Origin of the sequence: Pseudomonas sp. BJa3 (assembly GCF_026343815.1) — a bacterium.
Classification (GTDB): Bacteria; Pseudomonadota; Gammaproteobacteria; order Pseudomonadales; family Pseudomonadaceae; genus Aquipseudomonas; species Aquipseudomonas soli.
Genome location: NZ_JAOXMC010000020.1, coordinates 61,780 through 86,571 on the forward strand (window position 1 = coordinate 61,780; position 24,792 = coordinate 86,571).

24 protein-coding genes are annotated in these 24,792 nt (G+C 63.3%); 21 read left to right on the plus strand and 3 right to left on the minus strand.

Going from position 1 to position 24,792, the window contains the following annotated elements; genetic code table 11:
- Position 1: 1 nt before the first annotated feature.
- From fliR to OH705_RS22220, 16 genes are all read left to right on the plus strand, one after another.
- Entirely contained in the window at positions 2-778 is a 777-nt protein-coding gene (gene fliR, locus OH705_RS22145) for a flagellar biosynthetic protein FliR (RefSeq protein ID WP_267303011.1), read from the plus strand.
- 2 nt (positions 779-780) lie between these two features.
- The gene (flhB, locus tag OH705_RS22150) at positions 781-1,923 is read left to right on the plus strand and encodes a flagellar biosynthesis protein FlhB (RefSeq protein ID WP_094012455.1); all 1,143 of its coding nucleotides are present in this window, start codon (positions 781-783) and stop codon (positions 1,921-1,923) included.
- A 1,065-nt stretch (positions 1,924-2,988) separates the two neighbouring features.
- Positions 2,989-5,118 carry a flagellar biosynthesis protein FlhA gene (gene flhA, locus OH705_RS22155; RefSeq protein ID WP_094012456.1) on the plus strand — a complete coding sequence of 710 codons (2,130 nt, stop codon included), beginning with the start codon at positions 2,989-2,991 and terminating at the stop codon, positions 5,116-5,118.
- An 11-nt stretch (positions 5,119-5,129) separates the two neighbouring features.
- The gene (gene flhF / locus OH705_RS22160) at positions 5,130-6,443 is read left to right on the plus strand and encodes a flagellar biosynthesis protein FlhF (protein WP_267303012.1); all 1,314 of its coding nucleotides are present in this window, start codon (positions 5,130-5,132) and stop codon (positions 6,441-6,443) included.
- A 114-nt stretch (positions 6,444-6,557) separates the two neighbouring features.
- Positions 6,558-7,391: a flagellar synthesis regulator FleN gene (gene fleN / locus OH705_RS22165; RefSeq protein WP_023630864.1), complete on the plus strand. Its 834-nt coding sequence runs from the start codon at positions 6,558-6,560 to the stop codon at positions 7,389-7,391.
- Positions 7,388-8,128, plus strand: coding sequence for an RNA polymerase sigma factor FliA (fliA, locus tag OH705_RS22170; RefSeq protein WP_038706555.1), 741 nt, complete (start codon positions 7,388-7,390; stop codon positions 8,126-8,128). The genes fleN and fliA overlap by 4 nt, the downstream gene beginning before the upstream one ends.
- Positions 8,129-8,233: 105 nt before the next feature.
- The gene (locus tag OH705_RS22175) at positions 8,234-8,608 is read left to right on the plus strand and encodes a chemotaxis response regulator CheY (RefSeq protein WP_177182950.1); all 375 of its coding nucleotides are present in this window, start codon (positions 8,234-8,236) and stop codon (positions 8,606-8,608) included.
- Positions 8,609-8,627: 19 nt separating this feature from the next.
- Positions 8,628-9,416 carry a protein phosphatase CheZ gene (locus tag OH705_RS22180; protein ID WP_046854691.1) on the plus strand — a complete coding sequence of 263 codons (789 nt, stop codon included), beginning with the start codon at positions 8,628-8,630 and terminating at the stop codon, positions 9,414-9,416.
- A gap of 12 nt (positions 9,417-9,428) precedes the next feature.
- Positions 9,429-11,642, plus strand: a complete 2,214-nt coding sequence (locus tag OH705_RS22185) for a chemotaxis protein CheA (RefSeq protein WP_267303013.1) — start codon at positions 9,429-9,431, stop codon at positions 11,640-11,642.
- Between the two features lie 45 nt (positions 11,643-11,687).
- Entirely contained in the window at positions 11,688-12,812 is a 1,125-nt protein-coding gene (locus OH705_RS22190) for a protein-glutamate methylesterase/protein-glutamine glutaminase (protein ID WP_038706553.1), read from the plus strand.
- Complete coding sequence (locus OH705_RS22195; RefSeq protein ID WP_023631606.1) at positions 12,812-13,552, plus strand: flagellar motor protein; 741 nt, start codon at positions 12,812-12,814, stop codon at positions 13,550-13,552. The genes OH705_RS22190 and OH705_RS22195 overlap by 1 nt, the downstream gene beginning before the upstream one ends.
- Before the next feature lie 3 nt (positions 13,553-13,555).
- The gene (gene motD / locus OH705_RS22200) at positions 13,556-14,413 is read left to right on the plus strand and encodes a flagellar motor protein MotD (RefSeq protein ID WP_094012458.1); all 858 of its coding nucleotides are present in this window, start codon (positions 13,556-13,558) and stop codon (positions 14,411-14,413) included.
- A gap of 78 nt (positions 14,414-14,491) precedes the next feature.
- Positions 14,492-15,280: a ParA family protein gene (locus OH705_RS22205; RefSeq protein ID WP_023631839.1), complete on the plus strand. Its 789-nt coding sequence runs from the start codon at positions 14,492-14,494 to the stop codon at positions 15,278-15,280.
- Positions 15,280-16,200 carry a CheW domain-containing protein gene (locus tag OH705_RS22210; RefSeq protein ID WP_160291301.1) on the plus strand — a complete coding sequence of 307 codons (921 nt, stop codon included), beginning with the start codon at positions 15,280-15,282 and terminating at the stop codon, positions 16,198-16,200. The genes OH705_RS22205 and OH705_RS22210 overlap by 1 nt, the downstream gene beginning before the upstream one ends.
- A 67-nt stretch (positions 16,201-16,267) precedes the next feature.
- Positions 16,268-16,747, plus strand: coding sequence for a chemotaxis protein CheW (locus tag OH705_RS22215; protein WP_023630607.1), 480 nt, complete (start codon positions 16,268-16,270; stop codon positions 16,745-16,747).
- Position 16,748: 1 nt separating this feature from the next.
- Entirely contained in the window at positions 16,749-17,144 is a 396-nt protein-coding gene (locus OH705_RS22220) for a DUF2802 domain-containing protein (RefSeq protein ID WP_023630608.1), read from the plus strand.
- Between the two features lie 42 nt (positions 17,145-17,186).
- Here OH705_RS22220 and OH705_RS22225 read toward each other — a convergent pair whose 3' ends face one another.
- The 3 genes from OH705_RS22225 to OH705_RS22235 form a co-directional block, all read right to left on the minus strand.
- Positions 17,187-19,934, minus strand: a complete 2,748-nt coding sequence (locus OH705_RS22225; protein WP_267303014.1) for a dermonecrotic toxin domain-containing protein — start codon at positions 19,932-19,934, stop codon at positions 17,187-17,189.
- Positions 19,935-20,014: 80 nt separating this feature from the next.
- Positions 20,015-20,350, minus strand: a complete 336-nt coding sequence (locus tag OH705_RS22230) for an EscU/YscU/HrcU family type III secretion system export apparatus switch protein (protein WP_160291299.1) — start codon at positions 20,348-20,350, stop codon at positions 20,015-20,017.
- Positions 20,347-21,915: a flagellar hook-length control protein FliK gene (locus tag OH705_RS22235; protein WP_267303015.1), complete on the minus strand. Its 1,569-nt coding sequence runs from the start codon at positions 21,913-21,915 to the stop codon at positions 20,347-20,349. Before OH705_RS22235 ends, OH705_RS22230 begins: the two co-directional genes overlap by 4 nt.
- A gap of 133 nt (positions 21,916-22,048) precedes the next feature.
- Between OH705_RS22235 and ccmA the strand changes: the two genes are divergently transcribed.
- Genes ccmA through ccmE form a run of 5 tightly spaced genes read left to right on the plus strand, consistent with a single transcriptional unit; the run spans position 22,049 to position 24,785 of the window.
- On the plus strand, positions 22,049-22,681 hold the full coding sequence (ccmA, locus tag OH705_RS22240) for a cytochrome c biogenesis heme-transporting ATPase CcmA (protein WP_110605664.1): 633 nt from the start codon (positions 22,049-22,051) through the stop codon (positions 22,679-22,681).
- Entirely contained in the window at positions 22,678-23,346 is a 669-nt protein-coding gene (ccmB, locus tag OH705_RS22245; RefSeq protein WP_267303016.1) for a heme exporter protein CcmB, read from the plus strand. Before ccmA ends, ccmB begins: the two co-directional genes overlap by 4 nt.
- Positions 23,347-23,392: 46 nt before the next feature.
- On the plus strand, positions 23,393-24,160 hold the full coding sequence (locus OH705_RS22250) for a heme ABC transporter permease (protein ID WP_023632019.1): 768 nt from the start codon (positions 23,393-23,395) through the stop codon (positions 24,158-24,160).
- On the plus strand, positions 24,157-24,333 hold the full coding sequence (gene ccmD, locus OH705_RS22255; protein ID WP_023632020.1) for a heme exporter protein CcmD: 177 nt from the start codon (positions 24,157-24,159) through the stop codon (positions 24,331-24,333). The genes OH705_RS22250 and ccmD overlap by 4 nt, the downstream gene beginning before the upstream one ends.
- Positions 24,330-24,785, plus strand: coding sequence for a cytochrome c maturation protein CcmE (ccmE, locus tag OH705_RS22260; RefSeq protein WP_023632021.1), 456 nt, complete (start codon positions 24,330-24,332; stop codon positions 24,783-24,785). Before ccmD ends, ccmE begins: the two co-directional genes overlap by 4 nt.
- Positions 24,786-24,792: the final 7 nt, after the last annotated feature.

The window sequence follows — 24,792 nt, forward strand, 5'->3', positions numbered from 1 at the left end:
CATGCTGGAGCTGACCGATACTCAGATCGGTACCTGGGTGGCTACCTTCATCCTGCCGTTGTTTCGGGTGACGGCGCTGATGATGACCATGCCGATCTTTGGCACCAAGATGCTGCCGGCCCGGGTGCGGCTGTATGCGGCCTTGGCCATTACCGTGGTGATAGTGCCGGCGCTTCCGCCGTTGCCGCCGATTGACCCCTTGAGCCTGCGCGGCGTGCTGTTGTGCGGCGAACAGGTGATTGTTGGGGCGTTGTTCGGGTTCTCCCTGCAGTTGCTGTTTCAGGCGTTTGTGGTTGCGGGGCAGATCATTGCGATCCAGATGGGTATGGCGTTCGCCTCCATGATGGACCCGACCAACGGCGTCAACGTGGCGGTGGTCAGCCAGTTCATGACGATGCTGGTGAGCGTGTTGTTCCTGCTGATGAATGGCCACCTGGTGGCGTTCGAGATCCTCACCGAGAGCTTTACCACGCTGCCGGTGGGCAACGCTCTTGTGGTCAACCATTTCTGGGAGATGGCGGGGCGCCTTAGCTGGGTGCTGGGGGCGGGGTTGCTGTTGATCTTGCCGGCAATTGCATCGCTGCTGGTGGTCAACGTTGCGTTCGGGGTCATGACCCGCGCAGCCCCACAGTTGAACATCTTCTCCATCGGCTTCCCGCTGACACTGGTGTTGGGCCTGATCATTTTCTGGATCGGCCTGGCCGATATTCTTTCCCATTACCAGGCACTGGCCAGCGAAGCGCTGCAGTGGCTGCGTGAGCTGGCACGGGCGCGCTGAGCATGGCAGAGAGCGAGAGCGGTCAGGACAAGACAGAGGAACCCACCGACAAGCGCAAGAAAGACTCGCGCGAAAAGGGGGAGATTGCCCGTTCCAAGGAGCTGAACACCGTCGCGGTAACCTTGGCAGGCGCGGGTGCGCTGATGGCGTTCGGTGGCTACCTGGCCGAGACGTTGATGGCCTTGATGCGCATGAACTTCAGCCTTACGCGGGAGGTGCTGGTCGACGAGCGCAACATGGCGGCATTCCTGTTGGCCTCGGGCAAGATGGCCATCTGGGCTGTGCAGCCGGTACTGCTGCTGCTGTTCGTGATTTCATTCGTGGCGCCCATTGCGCTGGGAGGGTTCTTGTTCTCGGGCAGCTTGCTGCAGCCGAAGTTCAGCCGCATGAACCCGTTGTCGGGGATCAAGCGCATGTTCTCACTGAATGCGTTGACCGAACTGGTCAAGGCCATGGCCAAGTTCTTCATGATCCTGATCGTTGCCCTGGTCGTGCTGTCGGCGGACCGTCAGGCGTTGCTGGCGATTGCCAATGAGCCGCTCGAGCAGGCGATCATCCACTCGGTGCAGGTGGTGGGGTGGAGTGCGTTGTGGATGGCGGCGGGGCTGCTGTTGATTGCGGCGGCGGATGTGCCGTTCCAGCTTTGGCAGACGCACAAGAAAATGAAGATGACCAAGCAGGAAGTGAAGGACGAGTACAAGGACAGTGAGGGCAAGCCTGAGGTCAAGCAGCGTATCCGGCAGTTGCAGCGTGAGGCGTCGCAGCGGCGGATGATGGCGGCAGTGCCTGAGGCGGATGTGATCATCACCAACCCGACTCACTATGCGGTGGCGTTGCAATACGACCCTGAGAAGGGGGGTATGGCGCCGTTGCTGGTGGCCAAGGGCACCGATTTTGTCGCGCTGAAGATTCGTGAGATCGGGGCCGAGCACAATGTGCAGATACTCGAGTCGGCGGCCCTGGCGCGGGCTATCTACTACTCCACCGAGCTTGAGCAGGAGATCCCGGCGGGGTTGTACCTGGCGGTGGCGCAGGTATTGGCGTTTGTGTTCCAGGTTCGGCAGTACCGGGCGGGCAAGGGCAAGGCGCCTGAGCCTTTGAACAAGGATTTGCCGATTCCCGATGATTTGCAGCGTGATAGCTGAGTTTGTAGTTTTGTAGTTTGTAGTTTGTAGTTTGTAGTTTGTAGTTTGTAGTTTGTAGTTTGTAGTTCGGAGTTTTCGGTTGTATTGGGGGTTGTGTGCGCATTCATTTGCGATGGCGACGCTTATTCACCTTTCCGCCCTTACGGCGGCCTACTTTGGTCTTGGCCAAAGTAGGCAAAGCCGCTCGCTCCATTCATACGGCCCCTACGCTTCGCTCCGGGGTTCCCTCACTCCGGCCTTGCTCCCGGGAGGACCGCGCTGAACGCCCCATCCTGGGGCGCAGCGCTTGACGGGCATCCATGCCCGTCACCTCCCTCCGCAAGACCTGCGTTCGGCCTCCTGAAGTCGCGAAGTTACGGGCGGCGCCTGGGCTGGCGCAGCTGTCGCTAGTTGGAACGTAATTAATCTCTCGATTGTTTCACGGAGCAAGCCCGCTCCCACAGAGACGAATACTGCTTGACGTGAAATCAACGTGGGAGCGGGCTTGCTCCGCGATACGTCGGAACAGCCAATATATAACTAGCTGTCAAATAACCAAATTCGCATTTTCAGCTCTTGCTCTTGCTCTTGCTCTTGCTCTTGCTTCTAAGCGCACGATAGATCAGGCGCCACCAATTGCGACTTCAGGAGGCCGAGCGGAGTTCTTGCGTAGTGGGGCGACGGCCATGGATGGCCGTCGAGCGCTGCGGCCCAGGATGGGCCGTACAGCGCGGTACCCACGGGAGCAAGAACGGAGCGAGGGGACCCCGGAGCGAAGCGTAGGGGCCGGATGAACGGAGCCGAACGGTTTTGCCTCCTTTTCCCAAGAGAAAAGGAGGTCGCCGTAAAGGCGAAAAGGTGACTGTGCGTCGACGTGGCGAATGAATGCGCATACAAGAATCAAAACACACACTCTTAAGCCCGAGCCCGAGCCCGAGCCCGAGCCCGAGCCCGAGCCCGAGCCCGAGCCCGAGCCCGAGCCCGAGCCCCTCAAAATCCCCACCCCCAGAAAAGTTGGAAGGCTTCTTGCAAAGGCAGCGCCAGGCGCCACGCAGGCGTCAAAGTTTTGCTTGAAGAGGAATCGCGGTGGATCGCACTCAGTTAATCAGCAACGCCCGCAATAACCTGGCCGGTCTCGGCCGGGGCAATCTCGGCGTGCCGCTGCTGCTGCTGGTGATGTTGGCAATGATGATGTTGCCGATACCGCCGTTCCTGCTCGACGTGTTCTTCACCTTCAACATCGCCCTGTCGATCGTGGTGCTCCTCGTCTGCGTCTATGCGCTGCGTCCCCTGGACTTCGCCGCCTTCCCGACGATCCTGCTGGTGGCGACCCTGCTGCGTCTGGCGCTGAACGTCGCGTCCACCCGCGTGGTCATGCTGCACGGTCAGGAAGGCCATGGCGCCGCGGGCAAGGTGATCCAGGCCTTCGGTGAAGTGGTGATCGGCGGCAACTATGTCGTCGGTGCCGTGGTGTTCGCCATCCTCATGATCATCAACTTCGTGGTGGTGACCAAGGGTGCTGGGCGTATCTCCGAAGTGAGCGCACGGTTCACCCTCGACGCCATGCCCGGCAAGCAGATGGCCATCGACGCCGACCTCAACGCCGGCCTCATCGACCAGGCCCAGGCCAAGGCGCGGCGTAGCGAAGTTGCTCAGGAAGCCGAGTTCTACGGTTCCATGGACGGTGCCAGCAAGTTCGTGCGCGGTGACGCCATTGCCGGCCTGCTCATCCTCTTCATCAACCTCATCGGTGGCATGCTTATCGGCATGTTGCAGCACGGCATGAGCTTCGGCGATGCCGGCAAGGTCTATGCCTTGCTGACCATCGGTGACGGTTTGGTGGCGCAATTGCCATCACTGCTGTTGTCCACTGCGGCTGCAATCATGGTCACCCGCGCCTCGGGCTCCGAGGACATGGGCAAGCTGATCAATCGTCAGATGTTCGATTCGCCCAAGGCGCTGGCGGTGTCTGGCGGGCTGATGATTGTCATGGGGTTGGTGCCGGGCATGCCGCACATGGCCTTCCTGGGCCTGGGTGGAGTGGCCTGTGGTGGCGCCTACCTGCTCTGGAAAAAACAGCAAAAGGCCAAGGTCGTGGCCCAGCAGGAGGCCCAGCGCCAGCAGGACCTGCTGCCATCGCCGCAACGCGCCATGGAAACCAAGGAGCTGGGCTGGGACGACGTCACCCCCATCGACATGATCGGCCTGGAAGTCGGCTACCGCCTGATTCCGCTGGTTGATCGCAACCAGGGCGGCCAGTTGCTGGCGCGGATCAAGGGCGTGCGCAAGAAGCTTTCCCAGGACCTGGGCTTCCTCATGCCCACCGTGCACATTCGCGACAACCTCGACCTGCAGCCCAGCGCCTACCGCCTGACGCTGATGGGTGTGATCCTGGCCGAGGCCGAGATCTACCCGGACCGGGAGCTTGCGATCAACCCGGGCCAGGTGTTCGGCGCCCTCAACGGCATCGCCTCGCGAGATCCGGCATTTGGCCTGGAGGCAGTGTGGATCGATGTCGGTCAGCGCGCCCAGGCGCAATCGCTGGGCTACACGGTGGTGGACGCCAGCACCGTGGTCGCCACCCACCTCAACCAGATCCTGCAGAAACACTGCCACGAGCTGATCGGCCACGAGGAAGTGCAGCAGCTGCTGCAAGTGCTGGCCAAGGTCTCGCCGAAACTGGCCGAGGAGGTGGTGCCGGGCGTCATTTCCTTGTCGGGCCTGCTCAAAGTCCTGCAGGCGCTGCTCGCCGAGCAGGTGCCGGTGCGTGACATCCGCAGCATTGCCGAAGCCATCGCCAACAACGCGGCCAAGAGTCAAGATACCGCCGCGCTGGTGGCGGTGGTGCGCGTCGGATTGTGTCGCGCCATCGTGCAAAGCATTGTCGGCGTTGAGTCCGAGCTGCCTGTGATTACCCTTGAGCCAAGGTTGGAACAGATCTTGCTCAATAGTCTGCAAAGGGCCGGGCAGGGTCAGGAAGATGGTGTTCTTCTTGAGCCGAGCATGGCCGAAAAGCTTCAGCGTTCGTTGATCGAGGCAGCCCAGCGCCAGGAAATGCAGGGCCAGCCGGCCATCCTTCTGGTAGCCGGCCCGATCCGCGCCATGCTGTCGCGCTTCGGTCGCCTGGCTGTACCGAATTTGCATGTTTTGGCGTATCAGGAAATACCTGACAACAAGCAAGTCACCATCGTTGCCACCGTGGGCCCCAACGGCTGAGGTAGTGGGTTATGCAAGTTAAGCGTTTTTTTGCCGCCGATATGCGTCAGGCCATGAAGCTGGTCCGTGATGAGCTCGGCTCCGATGCCGCCATCATTGGCAACCGGCGCATTGCTGGCGGTGTCGAGCTGACGGCTGCGCTGGACTACAAGCTGTCCGCCCTGGCCCCGCGCGTGCCCAACGCAGAGCTCGAAGACGAGCTGCGCAAGACTCAGTCGCGCATCGTTACCGCTCAGGCCGAACTGACCGGGCGTGGCGATGCGGTCGAGGGCGGCAACCGGCAATTGTTCGCCGGGCAGCCTTTGACCGCTTCGGAACCTCTGATCGAACCGCATGTCGATGAGCCTGCGCCGGTTGTCGCACCTGCGTCAGCGCCTGTCGATCCACGCCTGTTCGATGCCATGCGTTTTGAGTTGACTGGCTTGCGCGAGCTGCTGGAAGTCCAGCTCGGTTCGCTTGCCTGGAGCCAACTGCAAGGCAGCAAGCCGCAGCAGGCCAATCTTTGGCGTCGACTGCAGCGCCTCGGCCTTTCCGGTGGCCTGGCCCGTGAGTTGCTCGAGCTCACTGCGGGAATCGATGAGCCGCGCCATGCCTGGCGCATGGTCCTGGCGCACCTGGCGCGGATGATCGACGTTCCTGAGATCGAACCGATCGAGGAGGGCGGGGTTATCGCCATGGTCGGCCCGGCCGGCATGGGCAAGACCACCACGCTGGCCAAGCTGGCCGCGCGATACGTGCTTAAGTACGGCGCCAACAACCTGGCGCTGGTGAGCATGGACAGCTTCCGTATTGGCGCCCAGGAGCAGCTCAAGACCCTGGGTCGCATCCTCAATGTGCCGGTCACTTATGTCGACCCGGGCGAGTCGTTGGCGCAGGCCCTCGAGCCTCTGCTGCGCAAGCGCGTGGTGCTGATCGATACCGCTGGGCTGCAGGCCAGCGACCCTGCGTTGCGCATGCAACTCGAGACCCTGGCCGGACGCGGCATCGCCGCGAAGAATTATCTGGTACTGGCAACCACCAGCCAGAAGCAGGTGCTCACTGCCGCCTACCATAGCTACAAGCGCTGTGGTCTGGCCGGTTGCATCTTGACCAAACTCGACGAAACGGCCTGCCTCGGCGAAGTGCTGAGCCTGGCCATCAGTCATGAATTGCCGGTGGCCTATCTGACCGATGGGCCGCGCATTCCCGACGACCTGCAGCTACCGCGCAAGCACCAGTTGGTAAGCCGCGCCGTCAGTGTGCAATTGCAGGAAGAGCCCAGCGACGAGGCCATGGCCGACATGTTCGCTGATCTGTACCACAGCCCTGGCAAGCGCGCGGGTTGAGGGTGAATACTGTGCAAAGTACCTACATCATGGGGTTGCCCGGCCGGACCGTGGCCTTGAATGTTCAGCCCCTCATGTGGCCTGGGTCCAAGCGAGACAAGGTAAAGAACAGACATGGGTAGCATGCATCCCGTACAGGTGATCGCCGTGACCGGTGGCAAAGGTGGCGTCGGCAAGACTAACGTTTCAGTGAACCTGTCCCTGGCGCTGGCCGAGCTCGGCCGCCGGGTGATGTTGCTGGACGCCGACCTGGGCCTGGCCAATGTCGACGTTCTGCTGGGGCTCACGCCCAAGCGCACCCTCGCCGACGTGATCGAAGGCCGCTGCGAGCTGCGCGATGTGCTGTTGCAAGGCCCGGGTGGTGTGCGCATCGTCCCGGCGGCCTCCGGCACGCAGAGCATGGTGCACCTGGCGCCCGCGCAACACGCCGGCCTGATCCAGGCCTTCAGCGACATCGGCGACAACCTCGATGTGCTGGTGATCGACACGGCTGCGGGTATCGGTGACTCGGTGGTCAGTTTCGTCCGCGCCGCCCAGGAAGTGTTGCTGGTGGTGTGCGACGAGCCGACCTCGATCACCGACGCCTACGCGCTGATCAAGCTGCTTAACCGCGATTACGGGATGAACCGGTTCCGTGTGCTGGCCAACATGGCCCAGAGCCCACAGGAAGGCCGCAACCTTTTCGCCAAGTTGACCAAGGTCACGGACCGCTTCCTCGACGTCGCCCTACAATACGTCGGTGCCGTGCCTTACGACGAATGCGTGCGCAAGGCCGTGCAGAAGCAGCGGGCGGTCTATGAGGCCTTCCCTCGGTCCAAGTGTGCGCTGGCGTTCAAGGCCATCGCGCAGAAGGTCGACAGCTGGCCGCTGCCTGCCAACCCGCGTGGGCACCTGGAATTCTTTGTCGAGCGCCTGGTGCAGCCCACCAGTGCAGGGCCGGTGCTATGAACGCGAGCGGTTTCAAGATGTACAGCAAGGCCGCCAAGGACGCGCAGTACGAGCTGATCGAACGCTACGCGCCACTGGTCAAGCGTATCGCCTACCACCTGTTGGCGCGTCTGCCGGCCAACGTCCAGGTCGAGGATCTGATCCAGGCCGGGATGATCGGCTTGCTGGAAGTGGCCAACAAATACGATGCGAGCAAGGGTGCCAGTTTCGAAACCTACGCCGGTATTCGTATTCGCGGCGCCATGCTCGACGAGGTGCGCAAGGGCGATTGGGCGCCACGTTCGGTGCACCGCAACACGCGCATGGTCAGTGACGCGATCCGCTGTGTCGAAGCAAAGACTGGCCGCGACGCTAAAGATCACGAGGTTGCTGCCGAACTCCAATTGAGTCTCGATGATTACTACGGGATTTTGAATGACACCTTGGGCAGCCGCCTGTTCAGTTTCGACGACCTGTTGCAGGACGGCGAACATGAAGGGCTGCACGAGGACGGAGCCAGCGGCCAGCTGGAGCCGGCGCGTGACCTGGAAGACGAGCGCTTCCAGGCTGCGCTGGCCGATGCGATCGCCAACCTGCCGGAGCGTGAACGCCTGGTCCTGGCGCTGTACTACGACGAAGAGCTGAACCTCAAGGAAATCGGTGAGGTGCTGGGGGTCAGCGAATCGCGTGTCAGCCAGTTGCACAGCCAGTGCGCCGCGCGTTTGCGCAGCCGCCTTGGGGAGTGGCGGGCACGTTGAACCCGGGTTCAGTGCAGTCGTTTTTTTTGTAGTGCCGAATTGATTGAGCGCGCGCTCGGCGCCGAGCGCGTTTAAGACTGCTTGGAGGTCTAATTGAACAAAGACATGAAAATCCTCATCGTTGACGACTTTTCGACGATGCGGCGGATCATCAAGAACCTGTTGCGTGACCTGGGGTTCACCAACGTCAAGGAAGCTGATGACGGCAACACGGCACTGCCGATGCTCAACAGCGAGCCTTTTGACTTCCTGGTAACCGACTGGAACATGCCGGGCATGACCGGTATCGACCTGCTGCGCGCGGTCCGTGCCGACGAGCGCCTCAAGCACCTGCCGGTACTGATGGTCACCGCGGAAGCCAAGCGCGAGCAGATCATCGAGGCGGCCCAGGCCGGCGTCAACGGCTACGTGGTCAAGCCTTTCACCGCCCTGGCGCTGAAAGAAAAGATCGAAAAGATCTTCGAACGCGTCAACGGCTGAGTCACGTCTGGGGGGCGCAATGGAGTCAACCAACAACTCTTTGGGTGAGTTCGAATCAACCCTGAAGAAGCATGCCCAGGAGCTGGTCGAGAGCCTCGAGCGCGGCCGGTTCGGTGAGGCGGTGCAGCTGATCCACCAACTGAACCAGACCCGCGACCGCGGGCTGTACCAGGAAGTCGGCAAGCTCACCCGCGAACTGCACAGTGCAATCGTCAATTTCCAGATCGACCCGGCCATGCCGCAGGCCGAGGAAGTGTCGCAGATTACCGATGCCGCCGAGCGCCTCTCCTACGTGGTCCGCCTCACCGAAGGTGCGGCCAACCGCACCATGGACCTGGCGGAGGCGTGCACCCCGGTGCTCAACGACCTTGCCACCGAGGCCCAGAGCCTGTCCGCCGACTGGCAGCGCTTCATGCGCCGCGAGGTGGCGGCGCCGGAGTTCCGTGAGTTGGTCAAGCGTGTGGACAGTTTCCTGACGCACAGCGCCGAAGGTAATCAGAAGGTCGCCGGCCATATCAACGATATCGTCCTGGCCCAGGATTATCAGGATCTCACCGGCCAGGTGATCAAACGGGTGACCACGCTGGTCACCGAAGTCGAAAGCAATCTGCTCAAGCTCGTGCTGATGGCAAGCCAGGTCGACCGCTTTGCCGGTATCGAACATGACCACCAGCAGCTGCGCGCTGAAAAAGATCAAGAAAAACATCCGACTCGGGGTGAAGGTCCGCAGATTCATGCCGATAAGCGTGAAGACGTCGTGTCCAGCCAGGACGATGTCGACGATCTGTTGTCCAGCCTGGGTTTTTAAGGAGCACGTTTAATGAGCTTCGGCGCCGATGAAGAAATCCTTCAGGATTTCCTGGTAGAAGCCGGCGAAATCCTCGAGCAACTGTCCGAGCAATTGGTCGAGCTGGAAAGCCGGCCTGATGATGCGGACCTGCTCAACGCGATTTTCCGCGGTTTCCACACTGTAAAAGGGGGCGCCGGCTTCCTTCAGCTCAATGAGTTGGTGGAGTGCTGCCACATTGCCGAGAACGTGTTCGACATCCTGCGCAAAGGTGAGCGCCGGGTCGACGCGGAGCTGATGGACGTGGTGCTCGAAGCACTCGACACGGTCAACAGCATGTTTGGCCAGGTACGTGAGCGCACGGATGTCACGCCGGCCACCCGTGAGCTGCTGGCAGCGCTGTCGCGCCTGGCCGAGCCCGCTGGTGCCGACGAGCCGGCCCCGGTCGAGGTGGCCGCTGTCGCCGAGGCGCCGGCTGCCGAGCCCGACATCACCGACACCGAGTTCGAGCAACTGCTCGACTCGCTCGATGCAGTCAAGGCCGAAGCCCAGGTTCACGAGCAACTGCAAGGTGAACAGGTCAGCGTGGGTGGTGACGAGATTACCGACGCCGAATTTGAGTCGTTGCTCGACCAGTTGCACGGCAAAGGCCAGTTTTCGCCAGATACCGCTGCCAGTGAGCCAGCGGCCGTTGCCCCTGCCAGTGATGAGATCACCGACGACGAATTCGAGTCGCTGCTCGATCAGTTGCACGGCAAGGGCACCTTCGCCGTCGACGCATTGCCTGGCGTCGCTGCGCCTGCAGCCAGTGAGGCCCCAGCGGCGGCCGACGAGAGCATCACCGAACACGAATTCGAGGCGCTGCTCGACCAGTTGCACGGCAAGGGCAAGTTTTCTGGCGAGGCGGTTGTTGCCGAGGCGCCAGCCGCCGCTGTTGCCGCACCTGTCGCGGCCAAGGCCGAAGCCAAGCCGGTTGCCAAGCCGGCGCCTGCCCCCGCTCCCGCGCCAGCCGCTGCCAAGCCTGCCGCTCCGGCCCGGGCGCCGGCGCCGGCCGCCGACAAGCATGGCGCCAGCGAGGCGGAGACCACCGTGCGGGTCGACACCGCGCGCCTGGACGAGATCATGAACATGGTCGGCGAACTGGTGCTGGTTCGTAACCGCCTGGTGCGCCTGGGGCTCAACAGCGGCGACGAGGCCATGTCCAAGGCCGTGTCCAACCTCGATGTGGTCACCGCCGACCTGCAGACCGCGGTCATGAAGACGCGCATGCAGCCAATCAAGAAGGTCTTCGGGCGGTTCCCGCGCCTGGTTCGCGACCTGGCTCGCCAGCTCAAGAAAGAGATCAACCTGGAGCTGGTCGGCGAAGAAACCGACCTGGACAAGAACCTGGTCGAGGCTCTGGCCGACCCGTTGGTGCACTTGGTGCGCAACGCCGTCGACCATGGCGTCGAGATGCCCGACGAGCGCGAGGCCTCCGGCAAGTCGCGCATGGGTCGGGTGGTGCTGTCCGCCGAGCAGGAAGGTGACCACATCCTGCTGTCGATTTCCGACGACGGCAAGGGCATGGACCCGAGCATCCTGCGCGCCAAGGCCGTGGAAAAGGGGCTGATGGACAAGGACGCGGCCGACCGCCTGAGCGAGTCGGACTGCTACAACCTGATCTTCGCCCCGGGCTTCTCGACCAAGACCGAGATCTCCGACGTGTCCGGCCGCGGTGTTGGCATGGACGTGGTGAAGACCAAGATTTCCCAGCTCAACGGCTCGATCAACATCTTCTCGGCCAAGGGTCAGGGCTCGAAGATCGTCATCAAGGTGCCGCTGACCCTGGCGATCATGCCGACGCTGATGGTGATGCTGGCCAACCAGGCGTTCGCCTTCCCGCTGGTCAACGTCAACGAGATCTTCCACCTCGACCTGTCGCGCACCAACGTGGTCGATGGCCAGGAAGTGGTGATCGTGCGCGACAAGGCGCTGCCACTGTTCTACCTCAAGCGCTGGCTGGTCCAGGACCACGAGCACGAAGAGCAGCACGAAGGTCATGTGGTGATCCTCTCGGTCGGCACCCAGCGCATCGGTTTCGTGGTCGACCAGTTGGTCGGCCAGGAAGAGGTGGTGATCAAGCCGTTGGGCAAGATGCTGCAGGGAACCCCGGGCATGTCCGGCGCGACCATCACCGGCGACGGCCGTATCGCGCTGATCCTCGACGTCCCGAGCATGCTCAAGCGTTACGCCGCCCGGCGTATTTGATTTCGGTGGCGCGCCCAGGCGGGTGCGCCGCCTAACGGAGTGTTTATGGCAGTCAAGGTCCTGGTGGTGGATGATTCCGGTTTCTTCCGCCGCCGTGTCTCGGAAATTCTCGCGTCCGACCCGACGATCCAGGTCGTGGGTACCGCGACCAACGGCAAGGAAGCGATCGACCAGGCGCTGGCGCTCAAGCCCGATGTCATTACCATGGACTATGAAATGCCCATGATGGACGGCATCACTGCGGTGCGTCACATCATGCAGCGCTGCCCGACGCCGGTATTGATGTTCTCCTCGCTGACCCATGAAGGCGCCCGCGTCACCCTCGACGCCCTGGATGCCGGTGCGGTCGACTACCTGCCGAAGAATTTCGAAGACATCTCGCGCAACCCGGAGAAGGTCAAGCAGATGCTCTGCGAGAAGGTCCACACCATCTCGCGCAGCAACCGACGTTTCAGTGCCTATTCGAGCCCGGCCCCAGCCGCCGCGCCTGCACCGGCCAGCAGCCAGGCTCCAGCCAGCAGCTTTGCCGGTACCGCGCCTGCGCGCACTGCCACCCCGGCCCGCGCCGCAGCAACGGCTGCCACGCATTCGCCGGCACCCAAGCGTAAGCCGTACAAACTGGTTGCGATCGGCACCTCCACGGGCGGTCCGGTTGCGCTGCAGAGGGTGCTGACCCAACTGCCCGCCGGTTTCCCGGCGCCGATCGTGTTGATCCAGCACATGCCGGCGGCCTTCACCAAGGCCTTTGCCGAGCGCTTGGACAAACTGTGCAAGATCAATGTCAAAGAGGCCGAGGACGGTGACGTGCTGCGCCCGGGCCTGGCCCTGTTGGCCCCGGGTGGCAAGCAGATGATGGTCGACGGCCGTGGCACGGTGAAGATCCTGCCGGGCGATGAACGCCTGAACTACAAACCCTGCGTGGATATCACCTTTGGTTCCGCTGCCAAGTCCTACGGCGACAAGGTGCTCTCGGTGGTCCTCACCGGCATGGGCGCCGATGGCCGCGAAGGCGCGCGCCTGCTCAAGCAGGGTGGCAGCACCGTGTGGGCGCAGGATGAAGCCAGCTGTGTGATCTATGGCATGCCCATGGCGATCGTCAAGGCCAACCTCGCCGACGCTGTCTACAGCCTTGACGAGATCGGCAAGCACTTGGTCGAGGCGTGCGTCTGATGGATGTATTGAGCCTGATCGGCCTGATCCTCGCCTTTGTCGCCATCGTCGGCGGCAATTTCATGGAGGGCGGCCACGTCGGTGCGCTGATCAACGGCCCGGCGGCACTGATCGTGCTGGGCGGCACCCTGGCGGCGGCATTGCTGCAGTCGCCGCTGTCGTCGTTCAAACGTGCCCTGCAGATCATCCGCTGGATTTTCTTCCCGCCACGGGTGGACCTGGCCGGCGGCATCGACCGGGTGGTGAACTGGAGCCTGACGGCGCGCAAGGAAGGCCTGCTGGGCCTGGAAGGCGTCGCCGATGCCGAGCCTGACCCCTATGCGCGCAAAGGCCTGCAGTTGCTGGTCGACGGTGCCGAGCCGGAAGCCATTCGCAGCATCCTCGAAGTCGATTTCTTGACCCAGGAGTCCCGTGACATCCAGGCTGCCAAGGTGTTCGAGAGCATGGGCGGCTACGCGCCGACCATCGGTATCATCGGTGCGGTCATGGGGCTGATCCATGTGATGGGCAACCTCGCCGATCCCTCGCAACTGGGCAACGGCATCGCCGTCGCCTTCGTCGCCACCATCTATGGCGTGGCCAGCGCCAACCTTATCCTATTGCCGGTCGCCAACAAGCTCAAGGCCATCACCCTGCGCCAGTCGCGTTACCGCGAGATGCTGCTCGAAGGCCTGCTGTCGATTGCCGAAGGCGAGAACCCACGCTCGATCGAGCTGAAGCTGCAAGGCTTCATGGAGTAAGCCATGGCACGCCGTCGCAAAGTCGAAGAGCACGAGAACCACGAACGCTGGTTGGTCTCGTATGCCGACTTCATTACCCTGCTGTTCGCGTTCTTCGTGGTCATGTACTCGATTTCGTCGATCAACGAAGGCAAGTACAAGCAGATCTCCCAGGCGCTGATCGGCGTGTTCAACGACCCCGAGCGCAGCATGAAACCGATCCCGATCGGCGATGAGCGCCCGCTGAGCGTCAAGCCGGCCGAACCGTTGATCAAGGACAGCGAGCAGACCGACGCGGGCCTGGCGCAGACCAGCGCCGACCCGCTCAAGACCATCGCCGACGATATGCGTGACGCCTTCGGCGACCTGATCAAGTCCAACCAGATGACCGTGCGCGGTAATGAATTGTGGGTGGAGATCGAGCTCAACTCCTCGCTGTTGTTCGCCAGCGCCGATGCCATGCCCAGTGATGTCGCATTCGAAATCATCGAGAAGGTGGCGAAGATCCTCAGGCCGTTCGCCAACCCGGTGCACGTCGAGGGTTTCACCGACAACCTGCCGATCCGTACCGCCCAGTATCCGACCAACTGGGAGCTGTCGTCGGCGCGGGCGGCGAGCATCGTCCGCTTGCTGGCCATGGAAGGGGTCAACCCGGCGCGCATGGCATCGGTGGGGTATGGCGAGTACCAGCCGGTGGCCAGCAACGACACTGCCGACGGCCGCGCGCGCAACCGCCGGGTGGTGCTGGTGATCTCGCGTAATCTGGAAGTGCGCCGCAGCCTGACCGGCAGCGGCAGCGCCAACGCCACCCCGGACGCGGCGATGCGCCGGGCTGGCACACAAAGTGCACCAGCCTCGCCAGCACCGACGACCGGGGGCTGATTTCGTCAAATCCCCGTCACTGAACTTCACACCGTTCCCGGCAGGGCAGGCGGCCATACCGGGAGGAAGCAACGCACGATGAGAGTCTGGGCAGTAGCCAATCAAAAAGGTGGCGTCGGCAAGACCACCACCACCATCGCCCTGGCCGGCCTGCTGGCCGAGGCGGGCAAGCGCGTGGTCGTGGTCGACCTCGATCCGCACGGTTCGATGACCAGCTATTTTGGGCACAACCCGGATGCGCTGGAGCACAGCTGCTACGACCTGTTCTTGCACAAAGGCACGGTGCCCGACGGGCTGCCAGGCCAGCTGCTGCTCCCCACCAGTGACGAGCGTATCTCGCTGCTGCCGTCGAGCACCGCATTGGCGGTGCTCGAGCGTCAGTCACCGGGCCAGAGTGGCCTGGGCCTGGTGATCGCCAAGAGTCTGGCGCAGCTGTGGCAGGATTTCGACTTCGCCCTGATCGACAGCCCGCCCTTGCTGGGCGTGCTGATGGTCAACGCCCTGGCCGCCAGCCAGCAGTTGGTGATCCCGGTGCAGACCGAGTTTCTCGCGGTCAAGGGCCTGGAGCGCATGGTGGGCACGCTGGGCATGATCAACCGTTCGCGCAAGCAGGCGTTGCCGTACCAGATCGTGCCGACCCTGTTCGATCGACGCACGCAGGCGTCGCTGGGCACCTTGAAAGTGCTGCGCGACACTTATGGCGATCAGGTCTGGCAAGGTTACATTCCGGTGGATACGCGCCTGCGCGATGCCAGCCGCAACGGTGTCACGCCCTCGCAGTTCGACGGCAAGAGCCGTGGCGTGGTGGCCTACCGGGCGCTGCTCAAGCATCTGCTCACCTATCGCTCCGCGCTGCAGGTGGCCTGATGAACCAGGCACCGCACATCACCACCAAGCCGCAGATGGCCTTGCAGTCATACCTGGATGGGTTGCTGCAGGAGGCTACCGAGCCACTCGAGCTGCCGCAAGAACAGGACGCGGCGGTCGCGCCGCACGTGGAGCAGGCCCCCGGCGATGAGTTCGAGGCGGCGGTCCGCGAGGAACAGGCCCGCGATGCCCAGCGCCAGGTCATGCCGGCCGCGCCTGCGCCCCGGCCTTTTGCCGAGCCGCAGGCCAAGGTCCTGCCAACCGTGCTGCCGCCCGTCACGCCTGTCATGGACCCGGTGGTGGCGGTGGTCGAGCGTGAGGTGGTGGCAGAGGCCAGCATCCCGCTATTGACCGAAGCTCCGGCCATCGAGCCGGCGACGCCACTGGTGGAACTGCATGTACCGGCGGCGCCTGCCGCGCCCACACCACCGGCCACGGTCGACGGGCGCCCGGAATGGGCCGCCGAGCCATTCGAATGCCTGCTGTTCGATGTCGCCGGCCTGACCCTGGCGGTACCGCTGGTATGCCTGGGCTCGATCTATACCTTGGCCGGCCAGGAACTGACGCCGCTGTTCGGCCAGCCGGACTGGTTCCTCGGCATCCTCACATGCCAGGCGGGCAACCTCAAGGTGTTGGATACCGCCCGCTGGGTCATGCCCGACCGCTATCGGGACGATTTCCGCCAGGGCCTGCAATATGTCATATCGGTCCAGGGCTACGAATGGGGGCTGGCCGTGCACCAGGTCAGCCGCTCGCTGCGCCTGGACCCGAAAGAGATCAAATGGCGCAGCCAGCGCGGCCAACGCCCATGGTTGGCCGGCACGGTGATCGAACACATGTGCGCGTTGCTCGACGTCGCCGAACTGGCCGAGCTGATCGCCAGTGGCGCGGTCAAGCATATGAACACCAAACACAACTGAATCAACGCCGCTACTGCCGCGGCAACACAGAGCACACCGCCAATGGCGGATTTTGAGGGCTAGGGGAATGAAAAAGTCGTCTGCACAAGGTTCCGAAGATCCGATCCTGCAGTGGGTAACCTTCCGTCTGGACAACGAGTCCTACGGCATCAATGTCATGCAGGTGCAGGAAGTTCTGCGCTACACCGAGATTGCCCCGGTACCGGGCGCCCCCAGCTATGTGCTGGGCATCATCAACCTGCGCGGCAACGTGGTGACGGTGATCGACACCCGCCAGCGCTTCGGCTTGATGTCGAGCGAAGTCACCGACAACACCCGTATCGTCATCATCGAGGCGGACAAGCAGGTGGTCGGCATCCTCGTCGACAGCGTCGCTGAAGTGGTGTACCTGCGCCAGTCGGAGATCGAGACCGCGCCGAACGTCGGCAACGAAGAATCGGCGAAGTTCATCCAGGGCGTGTGCAACAAGAATGGCGAGCTGCTGATCCTGGTCGAGCTGGACAAGATGATGACCGAGGAAGAGTGGTCCGAGCTGGAGAACATCTGAGTTGATCTTCGAGGTTGCTGTCATCTTCCTGGCGCTGCTGTGGGCACTGAGCCTGTGGTTCTTCCTCAACTACAGCAAGCGCCAGCGCGAGCTGGCCGCCCAGCAGGCCCAGGGCGATGCGCTGCGTGACCAGCGCATCAAGGACCTCGCCAAACGCTTGGACGACTACCAGAACGGTACCGTGCGCATGGGCGAAGCGATCCATGAATTGCGCGCGGTGGTGGCGCCGCTGCCCGAGAAGCTCCAGCAACTCGAGCAGCGCGACCCCAACAGCGTCACCTTCGCCCAGGCCGCCAAGCTGGTGGGCATGGGCGCCAGCGTCGAGGAGCTGACCCAGACCTGCGGGTTGACCCAGGCCGAGGCGCAGTTGATGAGCAAGCTGCACCGCGGCGAGTGAGCAAGGAAGGCGACCCGGCGGTCGCCTTTTTTCATCCCGCAATCAGGGCTTTGCCCATGAATGATTGCCACCCACTCGCATCAGGCGGTTGAACGGCAGCCACTGGCGTAATGCAGCCCGATAGGCCTCTGGATTCACATACTGGAAGGTATTGATGCGGGGCATCTGGAACAGATTGGTGATATGGCGCAGGGTCCTCAGCACCGGCAGGTGCTGGTCTACGACGTCGGTGAGCAGCCCCGGGCCGGTCAAGCGGTTGAGGCTGGCGGCATAACGATAGAAGCCGGCTGGGTCGTCTCGCAGACTGGGGCAGCTGCCATAGAACTCTGGTTCAACCAGATAGCGGCTGCGCATCTCCTCGCTGATTGCCAGCAGTGTCGGGTTGCCGGCGTGGCTGCCGATCAGGCTGGTGTTGAACTGGCAGTTCATCCCGAGCTTTTCGTTGGACATCGGAGGGAACAGCAGCAGCCCGTCGTCGGTGGTGCTCAGGTCCACCTGCTCGATGGCTTCAGCGGGGCTGCCCACCGGCCGGCCATTCACCTTGTAGGGATATTCGCCCACCGCCAGCAGGTGGTCGTCAACGTCCATGTAGATACCGCCTTGGCTGTGGAGCATGCAATAGCGCAGCACATCAGAGGCGGAGGCGAAATTGCCGCCATCGAGGGCTGCCTGATACTGGGGATGGTATGGGCCTTCACGAAAGTGGCGGAACCAGTCCTGTTCCTCCAGTGGCACTATCTGCACGCCAGGTGCTTTCTTTGCAAGCAGGTGCAGATTTTCATCAAAGGCGCTGGTGCTGGCCTTCGACAGGTATAGCCGCAGGGTGTAGGAACTGCCGTGCAGGCGTTCTGCATTGCTGCGCAGATTGCTCAGTAATGGCGGGTCGATTGCTTTGTCCCCCACCCATAGGCTCAGGAATTGTCGTGGAACGGGCCGTGCCCCGGCTGGAAACGGACCAGGCATCTGTACCGGCAAATGCAGTTCCACGCCAAGGGCGCGCAGCGTGCGCATGCGCATGGCATCGGTGACCTCTCGGCCGGCCAGGCTCACCGGTTGCAGGTCGCGGGTGCCGAGCCGGGGAAGGTAGTACTGGGGATCGACCGCATTAATATCGCCCTCGAGGATGAAGCTGTCGTTCTCCAGGTCGTAAACCACTTCGGTGTTGTAGCCGCCCACGCAGGCTGCCAACAGATCGGGTGTTCCATCAAATCGTGGTCTTCGATCAATGGCTTGGTAGGTAGCCGTATCGGCGCCCTCCAGCGCTGGGATGGGGTCGGGAATGTGGAAGTAGGGCGCGACCTCGCTCACGGGTAAGCGCGGCGGTGAGACGGGGCTTAGTGGATAGCCCAGTCGACCATTGATCGCCTGCGGCGCAATGAAACCCTCGTTCTTGAAGCGGTAGAGCGCTGCATCGCGCGTCAGGGTGGCGTGCGCCAACGGCAGGGCGTTTAGCACGCCAAAGGTAGCCATGCCTACGCCTTCGGCGCGCTCCTGCTGGCCATGACCATTGATCACCTGATCCAGACCCAGACCAAGTTGAGCGATGCCGCCCAAGGCAAGGATCGGCGCCAGTTCCGGTACGACGATGGCAAGCGGGGCGAGCAGGTTGACCGCCGCGTTCAAGTAGGCGCGCCAGCGAGCTTTGGTGATTTCGCCATTGCTGGTGATGCGATAGTCGGCGTCCTCATAGCTGTGTTTGCGTTGTTGGTGGGTCAGCGCCCAGAAAAGCTCCTCCTCGATCAGCGGGCTGTACTTGTCCGGCTTGTAGTTGACGTAGGTGCTTGGTTGCCAGACGCCTTCAGCGGTGAACCCGGGGCGGTTGCTAGACAGGTGGTTGAGTGTGGGGAAGGCGGCGAGCCCGTCCAGTGCGGTAGCCAAGCCGCTGAAGTCGAGGCCGTCGGGTTGGTCGGCGAGAGCAAAGTGATGTAGCAGGGCAGCGCGGGTGTCCGTGTTGCGGCACTGACTGGCGACCCAGTCCTGCAGCGCCGAGGGGGTGGCGAAGGTATGCAGTGGCGCGGAGTTGCCAGGGATATAGAGCAGGGTCAGGCCGCTTTCAGGGTCGCTGATCTGCAGCAGGTCGGTGGCGACATAGCCATAGATGTTCACGAAGCGTCGGAGCAGCGGCTGCGGGGCCTGCTCCAACCCCGCAGCGCGCCATGCGAGCCGGCGCGCCTGGTCGTCGAGGCTGCCTTCGGCGAGCTGGCGGTTGCAGGCGGTAATGAAGGCGATTTTCGCCGCCAGCCGATGACTGGTTGCGTGGCTACGCCAGTACGTGTCCAGCATGGCCTTGTAGGCGCTGTGAAAGTCGAGGTTGCAGATAAACTGCTGGAGGTCTTCTGCAGCCAGTCTCACATGGGTCCGGGCGCTGTATTCGCTGGGGGTGGTCTGGCGGAACAAGCCATTGTAGATGGCATAGCCGCTACTGTTGGATAGTGGACCAGGGGGATCCAGTCGGTCGACCAGGGTGATGCTTTGGCTGTCGGGAAAGTGCCCGGCCCAGGGGCTGTTCAAGGCTGCGCCAATGAGGTTGTTGCTGGACTCGCCCTGCCAGTTGGCCATGACGGCCTGAGTGAGCGTCATTTTCTGTGCCACGACGCCAACCTCGCCCACGCCGTGGCGCCATTGATGGTGCAGTACGACCACATCGGTGCGGTCGGGGTCCAGAGACTGACCGCGGCGAGCGGCCCAGTCGCGAATCGCCGTGGCCGCGGCATGATCGGGGCGTGGGAAGTCCTTGAGGTGGTCGCGGACATAGCGCACACCGGCATTGTTGACGAAACGGGGCTTCATGGTGATGACCCTGGAAAGAATGGGTCGTCACGATGAGCGATTCGCCCCGCCCGCGTGCGGCAGTCGGCTACCGCCCGTCGTCAGGAATGGTAGGGCAGGCCGGGCAGTTGGGGGGTGATGTCGCGCTCGGCGGCGGGTGCATCGCTGAAGCCCATGGGCATCTTGCCGCGCAGCTGCCAGGCGAACGCGATGATCTCGGCGATGGTCAGGTATAACGCCTCGGGGATCTGTTCCCCCAGCTCCAGGCGCGCCAGTAGGCGCACGAGCTCGGCGTTCTCGTAGATCGGCACGTCATGTTCGCGGGCCAGGGCGAGGATGGCTTCGGCCAATTCGTCGTCGCCTTTGGCGCTCAGGGTCGGGGCCTGTTGCCCGTCGTAGATCAGGGCAATGGCCTGGCGCGGTTGCTTGCTGCTCATGCGTTCTCGTCCACCCAGCGTTGTTCCAGGCGCGTGCGCGGGCCTTGGGGCGGCGTGCCGGGGTGGCATTCCAGGTCGCCAACGTCCAGCCCGCGGGCCACCAGGCGTTCGCGCAAGGCGCCCAACTGGCTGTCGATCAGCCGCGCGGTTTGTTCCTGCTGAGCCCACAGCTGGCCGGACAGTCGACCCTGGGCCAATTGCGCCTGGACCTGCAGCGGGCCAAGTGGGGACAGGTCGAATGCCAGTTCGATGCGCCACAGTGCCTTCAACGGATCATCCTGTTCACGTTCACGATCGGCTTGTTGCTCCGGGGTTTCTTCGCGTTGCAGCTTCACTTGCAGGGGAATGAACTCCTGGCCATGGCGCACCGGGACCTCGGTCTGCCAGGTGGTCTGCTGGTTACCGTTGTCGAGTGTGCCGCTCTGCTGCAGGCTGGACAGCGAATGGCTCTGCAGCCGCGAGATCGCCGCGGCGGCCAGGCGCAGCAGTTGCTGCAGGTCGCCTTCGCTTTCCAGCTTCTGCAGCAGCCGCGAGGGCAGGGGAAAAGCGCTTGGCAGCGGTCGTGGGCTGACCTGGCCGAGCATGCCCAGGGCGCTGCGCGCCAGCCCTGGCAGGGCCTGGGCGAGGGTGCCGGTGGCGAGCGCGGTAGCCAGCGGTGGATGGCCGGGCACGCTGGGCAGCGCCTGGGCCACCAGCTTGACCAGTTGTGCCTTGAGGTCGGGCGCGATGCCGCTGGCGAGTCCGCCCAGCAGCTTGGATTCGAAGAACGTGCCGCTGTTGTTCAGTGCCTGGGCCAGGTTTTTCGCATCGCCGAGTTGCCGCGCTTCCGGCAGGCTGGCGAGCAGGCGCTCGGCACTGGCGCGCAGCTCCGGGGCTGCATCGGGGCTGCTGGTGATCTGCTGCAGGCTGTTGAGCACACCCGGCAAGGAGGCCTGGAGGCTTTGCTGGGTCGACAGGTGCTGGGTAACGGCCAATTGGTCCTGGCGGCCGCTCAGGGGCACGAAGCGCAGCGCCTGCTCGCCCTGCACCAGCGCGCTGAGCAGGCTGCCCACGGGAAGCCTGCGCGGGCTGTCGATGGCCAGGGTGGCACCCGCCTGGCTGCTGTTGAGCAGGCTCACCAGCGAGCGGAAAGTGACGGCTGAGCCAGGGCTTTGCGGCAGTACCTGGCTGGTCAGCACCTTGGCCTGCAGCAAGGTGCCGACCGGGAGCTGCCGGGTATCCAGTTGAGTCAAGGTAGCGATGTTGCCGGCACTGGCCTGCTGCACCATCACCGCCAGGCGGCTGCTCTCGGGCTGGGTGACGGTGATCAAACTGCCGGGGGGCAGCGGCTGGCTGGCGGTGGTCAATACCTGGATCTGGTTGCCATTGGCCTGGGTGAGCCGCAGCAGCATCTGGAACTCCTGGCCGATCTGGCGCAGGGTGACGACCTCGGCTTCGGCGATTTCTCCAGGCGGCAGCAGACCGGGCTGGGCCTGCAGCAGGCGCAGCAGTTCGCCGGACATCGCGGCCCTGGTCGCTTGGGCGCTTACCGCGGTTTGTGTGCTGAGACTATTGATTTCAGTCATGATTGTATACAACCTGTCGAACCAGCCCTCTTGGCAGCGCCGTGGCGCGTGCAATAATGCCGCTCGCTCGCCATTGCCAGTATAACGGCAGGGGTTGGAGCGACTTGAGACACAGACTGCATAAGGCGATACCGTGACCCTTCACCTCCAAGCTGCGGGCCTGGCCTGCGAGCGCGACTGGCGGCTGCTGTTCGAGCACCTGCACTTCGAGCTGCACCCCGGCGACATGCTGCAGATCGCCGGCCCCAACGGTAGCGGCAAGACCAGCTTGCTGCGCCTGCTGGCCGGGCTGATGCAGCCCACCGCCGGGCAGATCCTGCTGGGGGGGCAGCCGTTGGCCGAACAACGCCATGCCCTGGCCAGCATCCTGCTGTGGATCGGCCATGCCGCCGGGATCAAGGACCTGCTCACCGCCGAAGAGAACCTTGCCTGGCTCTGCGCATTGCACCGCCCGGCCAACCGCGAGGCGATCTGGAAGGCGCTGGAGGCTGTCGGCCTGCGCGGTTTCGAGGACGTGCCCTGCCATACCCTGTCCGCTGGCCAGCAGCGCCGCGTGGCCCTGGCCCGGCTGTACCTGGACAGCCCGCCGCTGTGGATCCTCGACGAACCTTTCACCGCTCTTGACAAGCAGGGCGTGGCCCAACTGGAAGCGCACCTGGCGGCGCACTGCGAGCAGGGTGGTACCGTGGTGCTGACCACCCACCATACGCTCGAGCGCAAGCCATCCGGCTATCGCGAGCTGAACCTGGGGCAATGGGCGGCATGAGCGTATTCCTTCTGCTGTTGCGCCGCGAGGCGCGGCTGTTGTTCCGCCGCCCGGCGGAGCTGGCTAACCCGCTGGTGTTCTTCGCCATTGTCGTTGCCCTGTTCCCGCTGGCGGTAGGGCCAGAGACACAATTGTTGCAAACCTTGTCGCCAGGACTGGTCTGGGTAGCGGCCTTGCTGGCGGTATTGTTGTCGCTCGACGGGTTGTTTCGCAGTGATTTCGAGGACGGCTCGCTCGAGCAGTGGGTGCTTTCGCCGCATCCGTTGGCCATGCTGGTACTGGCCAAGGTGCTGGCGCACTGGATCTTTTCCGGGTTGGCGCTGGTATTGTTGGCACCGCTGCTGGCGCTGATGCTGGGGCTGCCGCCCAGTTGCCTGCCGGTGCTGCTCGCCTCCTTGTTGCTGGGTACCCCGGTCTTGAGCCTGCTGGGCGCGGTTGGGGCGGCGCTGACGGTCGGTCTCAAGCGCGGCGGCCTGCTGCTGGCATTGTTGATTCTGCCGTTGTATATCCCTGTATTGATCCTGGGCAGTGGTGCGTTGCAGGCGGCGTTGCAGAATATACCCGCCACCGGTCATCTGCTCTGGCTCGCCAGCCTGACGGCCCTGGCGGTGACATTGGCACCCTTTGCGATCGCGGCCGGCCTGAAGATCAGCGTCGGCGAATAACGAGTGCCGGGCATTGCAGCCCGGCCAACACCCTGGATGTACCCTGATGAAAATAAGCTGGACGTGGTTCCACAAGCTGGGTTCCCCCAAATGGTTCTATGCCATCAGCGGCCGCATGCTGCCGTGGCTGACCGTTTGCGCCATCGTGCTGTTGCTGGTCGGCATCACCTGGGGCCTGGCCTTCGCCCCCCAGGACTACCAGCAGGGCAACAGCTTCCGCATCATCTATATCCATGTGCCGACCGCCATGCTGGCGCAGTCGTGCTATGTGATGCTCGCCGTGGCAGGCGTGGTGGGGCTGGTGTGGAAGATGAAACTGGCCGATGTCGCGCTGCAGTGCGCGGCGCCCATTGGTGCCTGGATGACCGCGGTGGCCCTGGTCACCGGGGCAATCTGGGGCAAGCCCACCTGGGGCAGTTGGTGGGTCTGGGATGCGCGTCTGACGTCCATGCTTATCTTGCTGTTCCTGTACTTCGGCATCATTGCCCTGGGTCAGGCCATCAGCAATCGCGACAGCGCTGCCAAGGCCTGCGCAGTGCTGGCGATCGTCGGCGTGATCAACATCCCGATCATCAAATATTCGGTGGAGTGGTGGAATACCCTGCACCAGGGCGCCACCTTCACGCTTACTGAAAAGCCGGCAATGCCGGTGGAAATGTGGGCGCCGTTGCTGATCACCGCGTTGGGCTTCTATTGCTTCTTCGGAGCCGTGCTCTTGCTGCGCATGCGTCTGGAAGTGCTCAAGCGCGAGGCACGGGCCAGTTGGGTCAAGGATGAAGTGCTGAGCCAGCTTGGCCGGGAGGCGGCACGATGAGCTTTGCCTCCTTCACTGATTTTCTGGCCATGGGCCACCATGGCCTGTACGTCTGGTCGGCCTATGGCATCTGCCTGGCGGTGCTGGCGTTGAATGTCGCCGCGCCCCTGTTGGCCCGCCGTCGTTACCTGCAAGAAGAGGCGCGCCGTCTGCGCCGGGAGAACAAACCGTGAATCCGCAGCGTAAGAAACGCCTGTTCATCATCCTAGGCTTGCTGGCCGGCGTCGGCGTCGCCGTGGGCTTTGCCCTGAGTGCGCTGCAGCAGAACATCAACCTGTTCTACACCCCGACGCAGATCGCCAACGGCGAGGCGCCCCTGGACACCCGCATCCGCGCCGGTGGCATGGTCGAGAAAGGCTCGGTGCAGCGCTCGGCCGATTCGCTCGACGTGCGCTTTGTGGTCACCGACTACAGCAAGTCGGTGCCTATCACCTACCGCGGCATCCTCCCCGACCTGTTCCGCGAAGGGCAAGGCATTGTCGCCCTCGGCAAGCTCAATGCCGACGGCGTGGTGGTGGCCGATGAGGTGTTGGCCAAGCACGATGAGAAATACATGCCGCCGGAAGTCACCAAGGCGCTGAAGGAAAGCGGCCAGGCCGCCAGCGATGCGGGGGCCAAGCCATGAACGCGAC

Excerpts from the sequence above, each read along its gene's own strand:
- fliR (WP_267303011.1), top strand. The coding sequence starts at position 2 with ATGCTGGAGCTGACCGATACTCAGATCGGTACCTGGGTGGCTACCTTC.
- flhB (WP_094012455.1), top strand. The coding sequence starts at position 781 with ATGGCAGAGAGCGAGAGCGGTCAGGACAAGACAGAGGAACCCACCGAC.
- flhF (WP_267303012.1), top strand. The coding sequence starts at position 5,130 with ATGCAAGTTAAGCGTTTTTTTGCCGCCGATATGCGTCAGGCCATGAAG.
- fleN (WP_023630864.1), top strand. The coding sequence starts at position 6,558 with ATGGGTAGCATGCATCCCGTACAGGTGATCGCCGTGACCGGTGGCAAA.
- fliA (WP_038706555.1), top strand. The coding sequence starts at position 7,388 with ATGAACGCGAGCGGTTTCAAGATGTACAGCAAGGCCGCCAAGGACGCG.
- OH705_RS22175 (WP_177182950.1), top strand. The coding sequence starts at position 8,234 with ATGAAAATCCTCATCGTTGACGACTTTTCGACGATGCGGCGGATCATC.
- OH705_RS22180 (WP_046854691.1), top strand. The coding sequence starts at position 8,628 with ATGGAGTCAACCAACAACTCTTTGGGTGAGTTCGAATCAACCCTGAAG.
- OH705_RS22185 (WP_267303013.1), top strand. The coding sequence starts at position 9,429 with ATGAGCTTCGGCGCCGATGAAGAAATCCTTCAGGATTTCCTGGTAGAA.
- OH705_RS22190 (WP_038706553.1), top strand. The coding sequence starts at position 11,688 with ATGGCAGTCAAGGTCCTGGTGGTGGATGATTCCGGTTTCTTCCGCCGC.
- OH705_RS22195 (WP_023631606.1), top strand. The coding sequence starts at position 12,812 with ATGGATGTATTGAGCCTGATCGGCCTGATCCTCGCCTTTGTCGCCATC.
- motD (WP_094012458.1), top strand. The coding sequence starts at position 13,556 with ATGGCACGCCGTCGCAAAGTCGAAGAGCACGAGAACCACGAACGCTGG.
- OH705_RS22205 (WP_023631839.1), top strand. The coding sequence starts at position 14,492 with ATGAGAGTCTGGGCAGTAGCCAATCAAAAAGGTGGCGTCGGCAAGACC.
- OH705_RS22210 (WP_160291301.1), top strand. The coding sequence starts at position 15,280 with ATGAACCAGGCACCGCACATCACCACCAAGCCGCAGATGGCCTTGCAG.
- OH705_RS22215 (WP_023630607.1), top strand. The coding sequence starts at position 16,268 with ATGAAAAAGTCGTCTGCACAAGGTTCCGAAGATCCGATCCTGCAGTGG.
- OH705_RS22225 (WP_267303014.1), bottom strand. The coding sequence starts at position 19,934 with ATGAAGCCCCGTTTCGTCAACAATGCCGGTGTGCGCTATGTCCGCGAC.
- OH705_RS22230 (WP_160291299.1), bottom strand. The coding sequence starts at position 20,350 with ATGAGCAGCAAGCAACCGCGCCAGGCCATTGCCCTGATCTACGACGGG.
- OH705_RS22235 (WP_267303015.1), bottom strand. The coding sequence starts at position 21,915 with ATGACTGAAATCAATAGTCTCAGCACACAAACCGCGGTAAGCGCCCAA.
- ccmB (WP_267303016.1), top strand. The coding sequence starts at position 22,678 with ATGAGCGTATTCCTTCTGCTGTTGCGCCGCGAGGCGCGGCTGTTGTTC.
- OH705_RS22250 (WP_023632019.1), top strand. The coding sequence starts at position 23,393 with ATGAAAATAAGCTGGACGTGGTTCCACAAGCTGGGTTCCCCCAAATGG.
- ccmD (WP_023632020.1), top strand. The coding sequence starts at position 24,157 with ATGAGCTTTGCCTCCTTCACTGATTTTCTGGCCATGGGCCACCATGGC.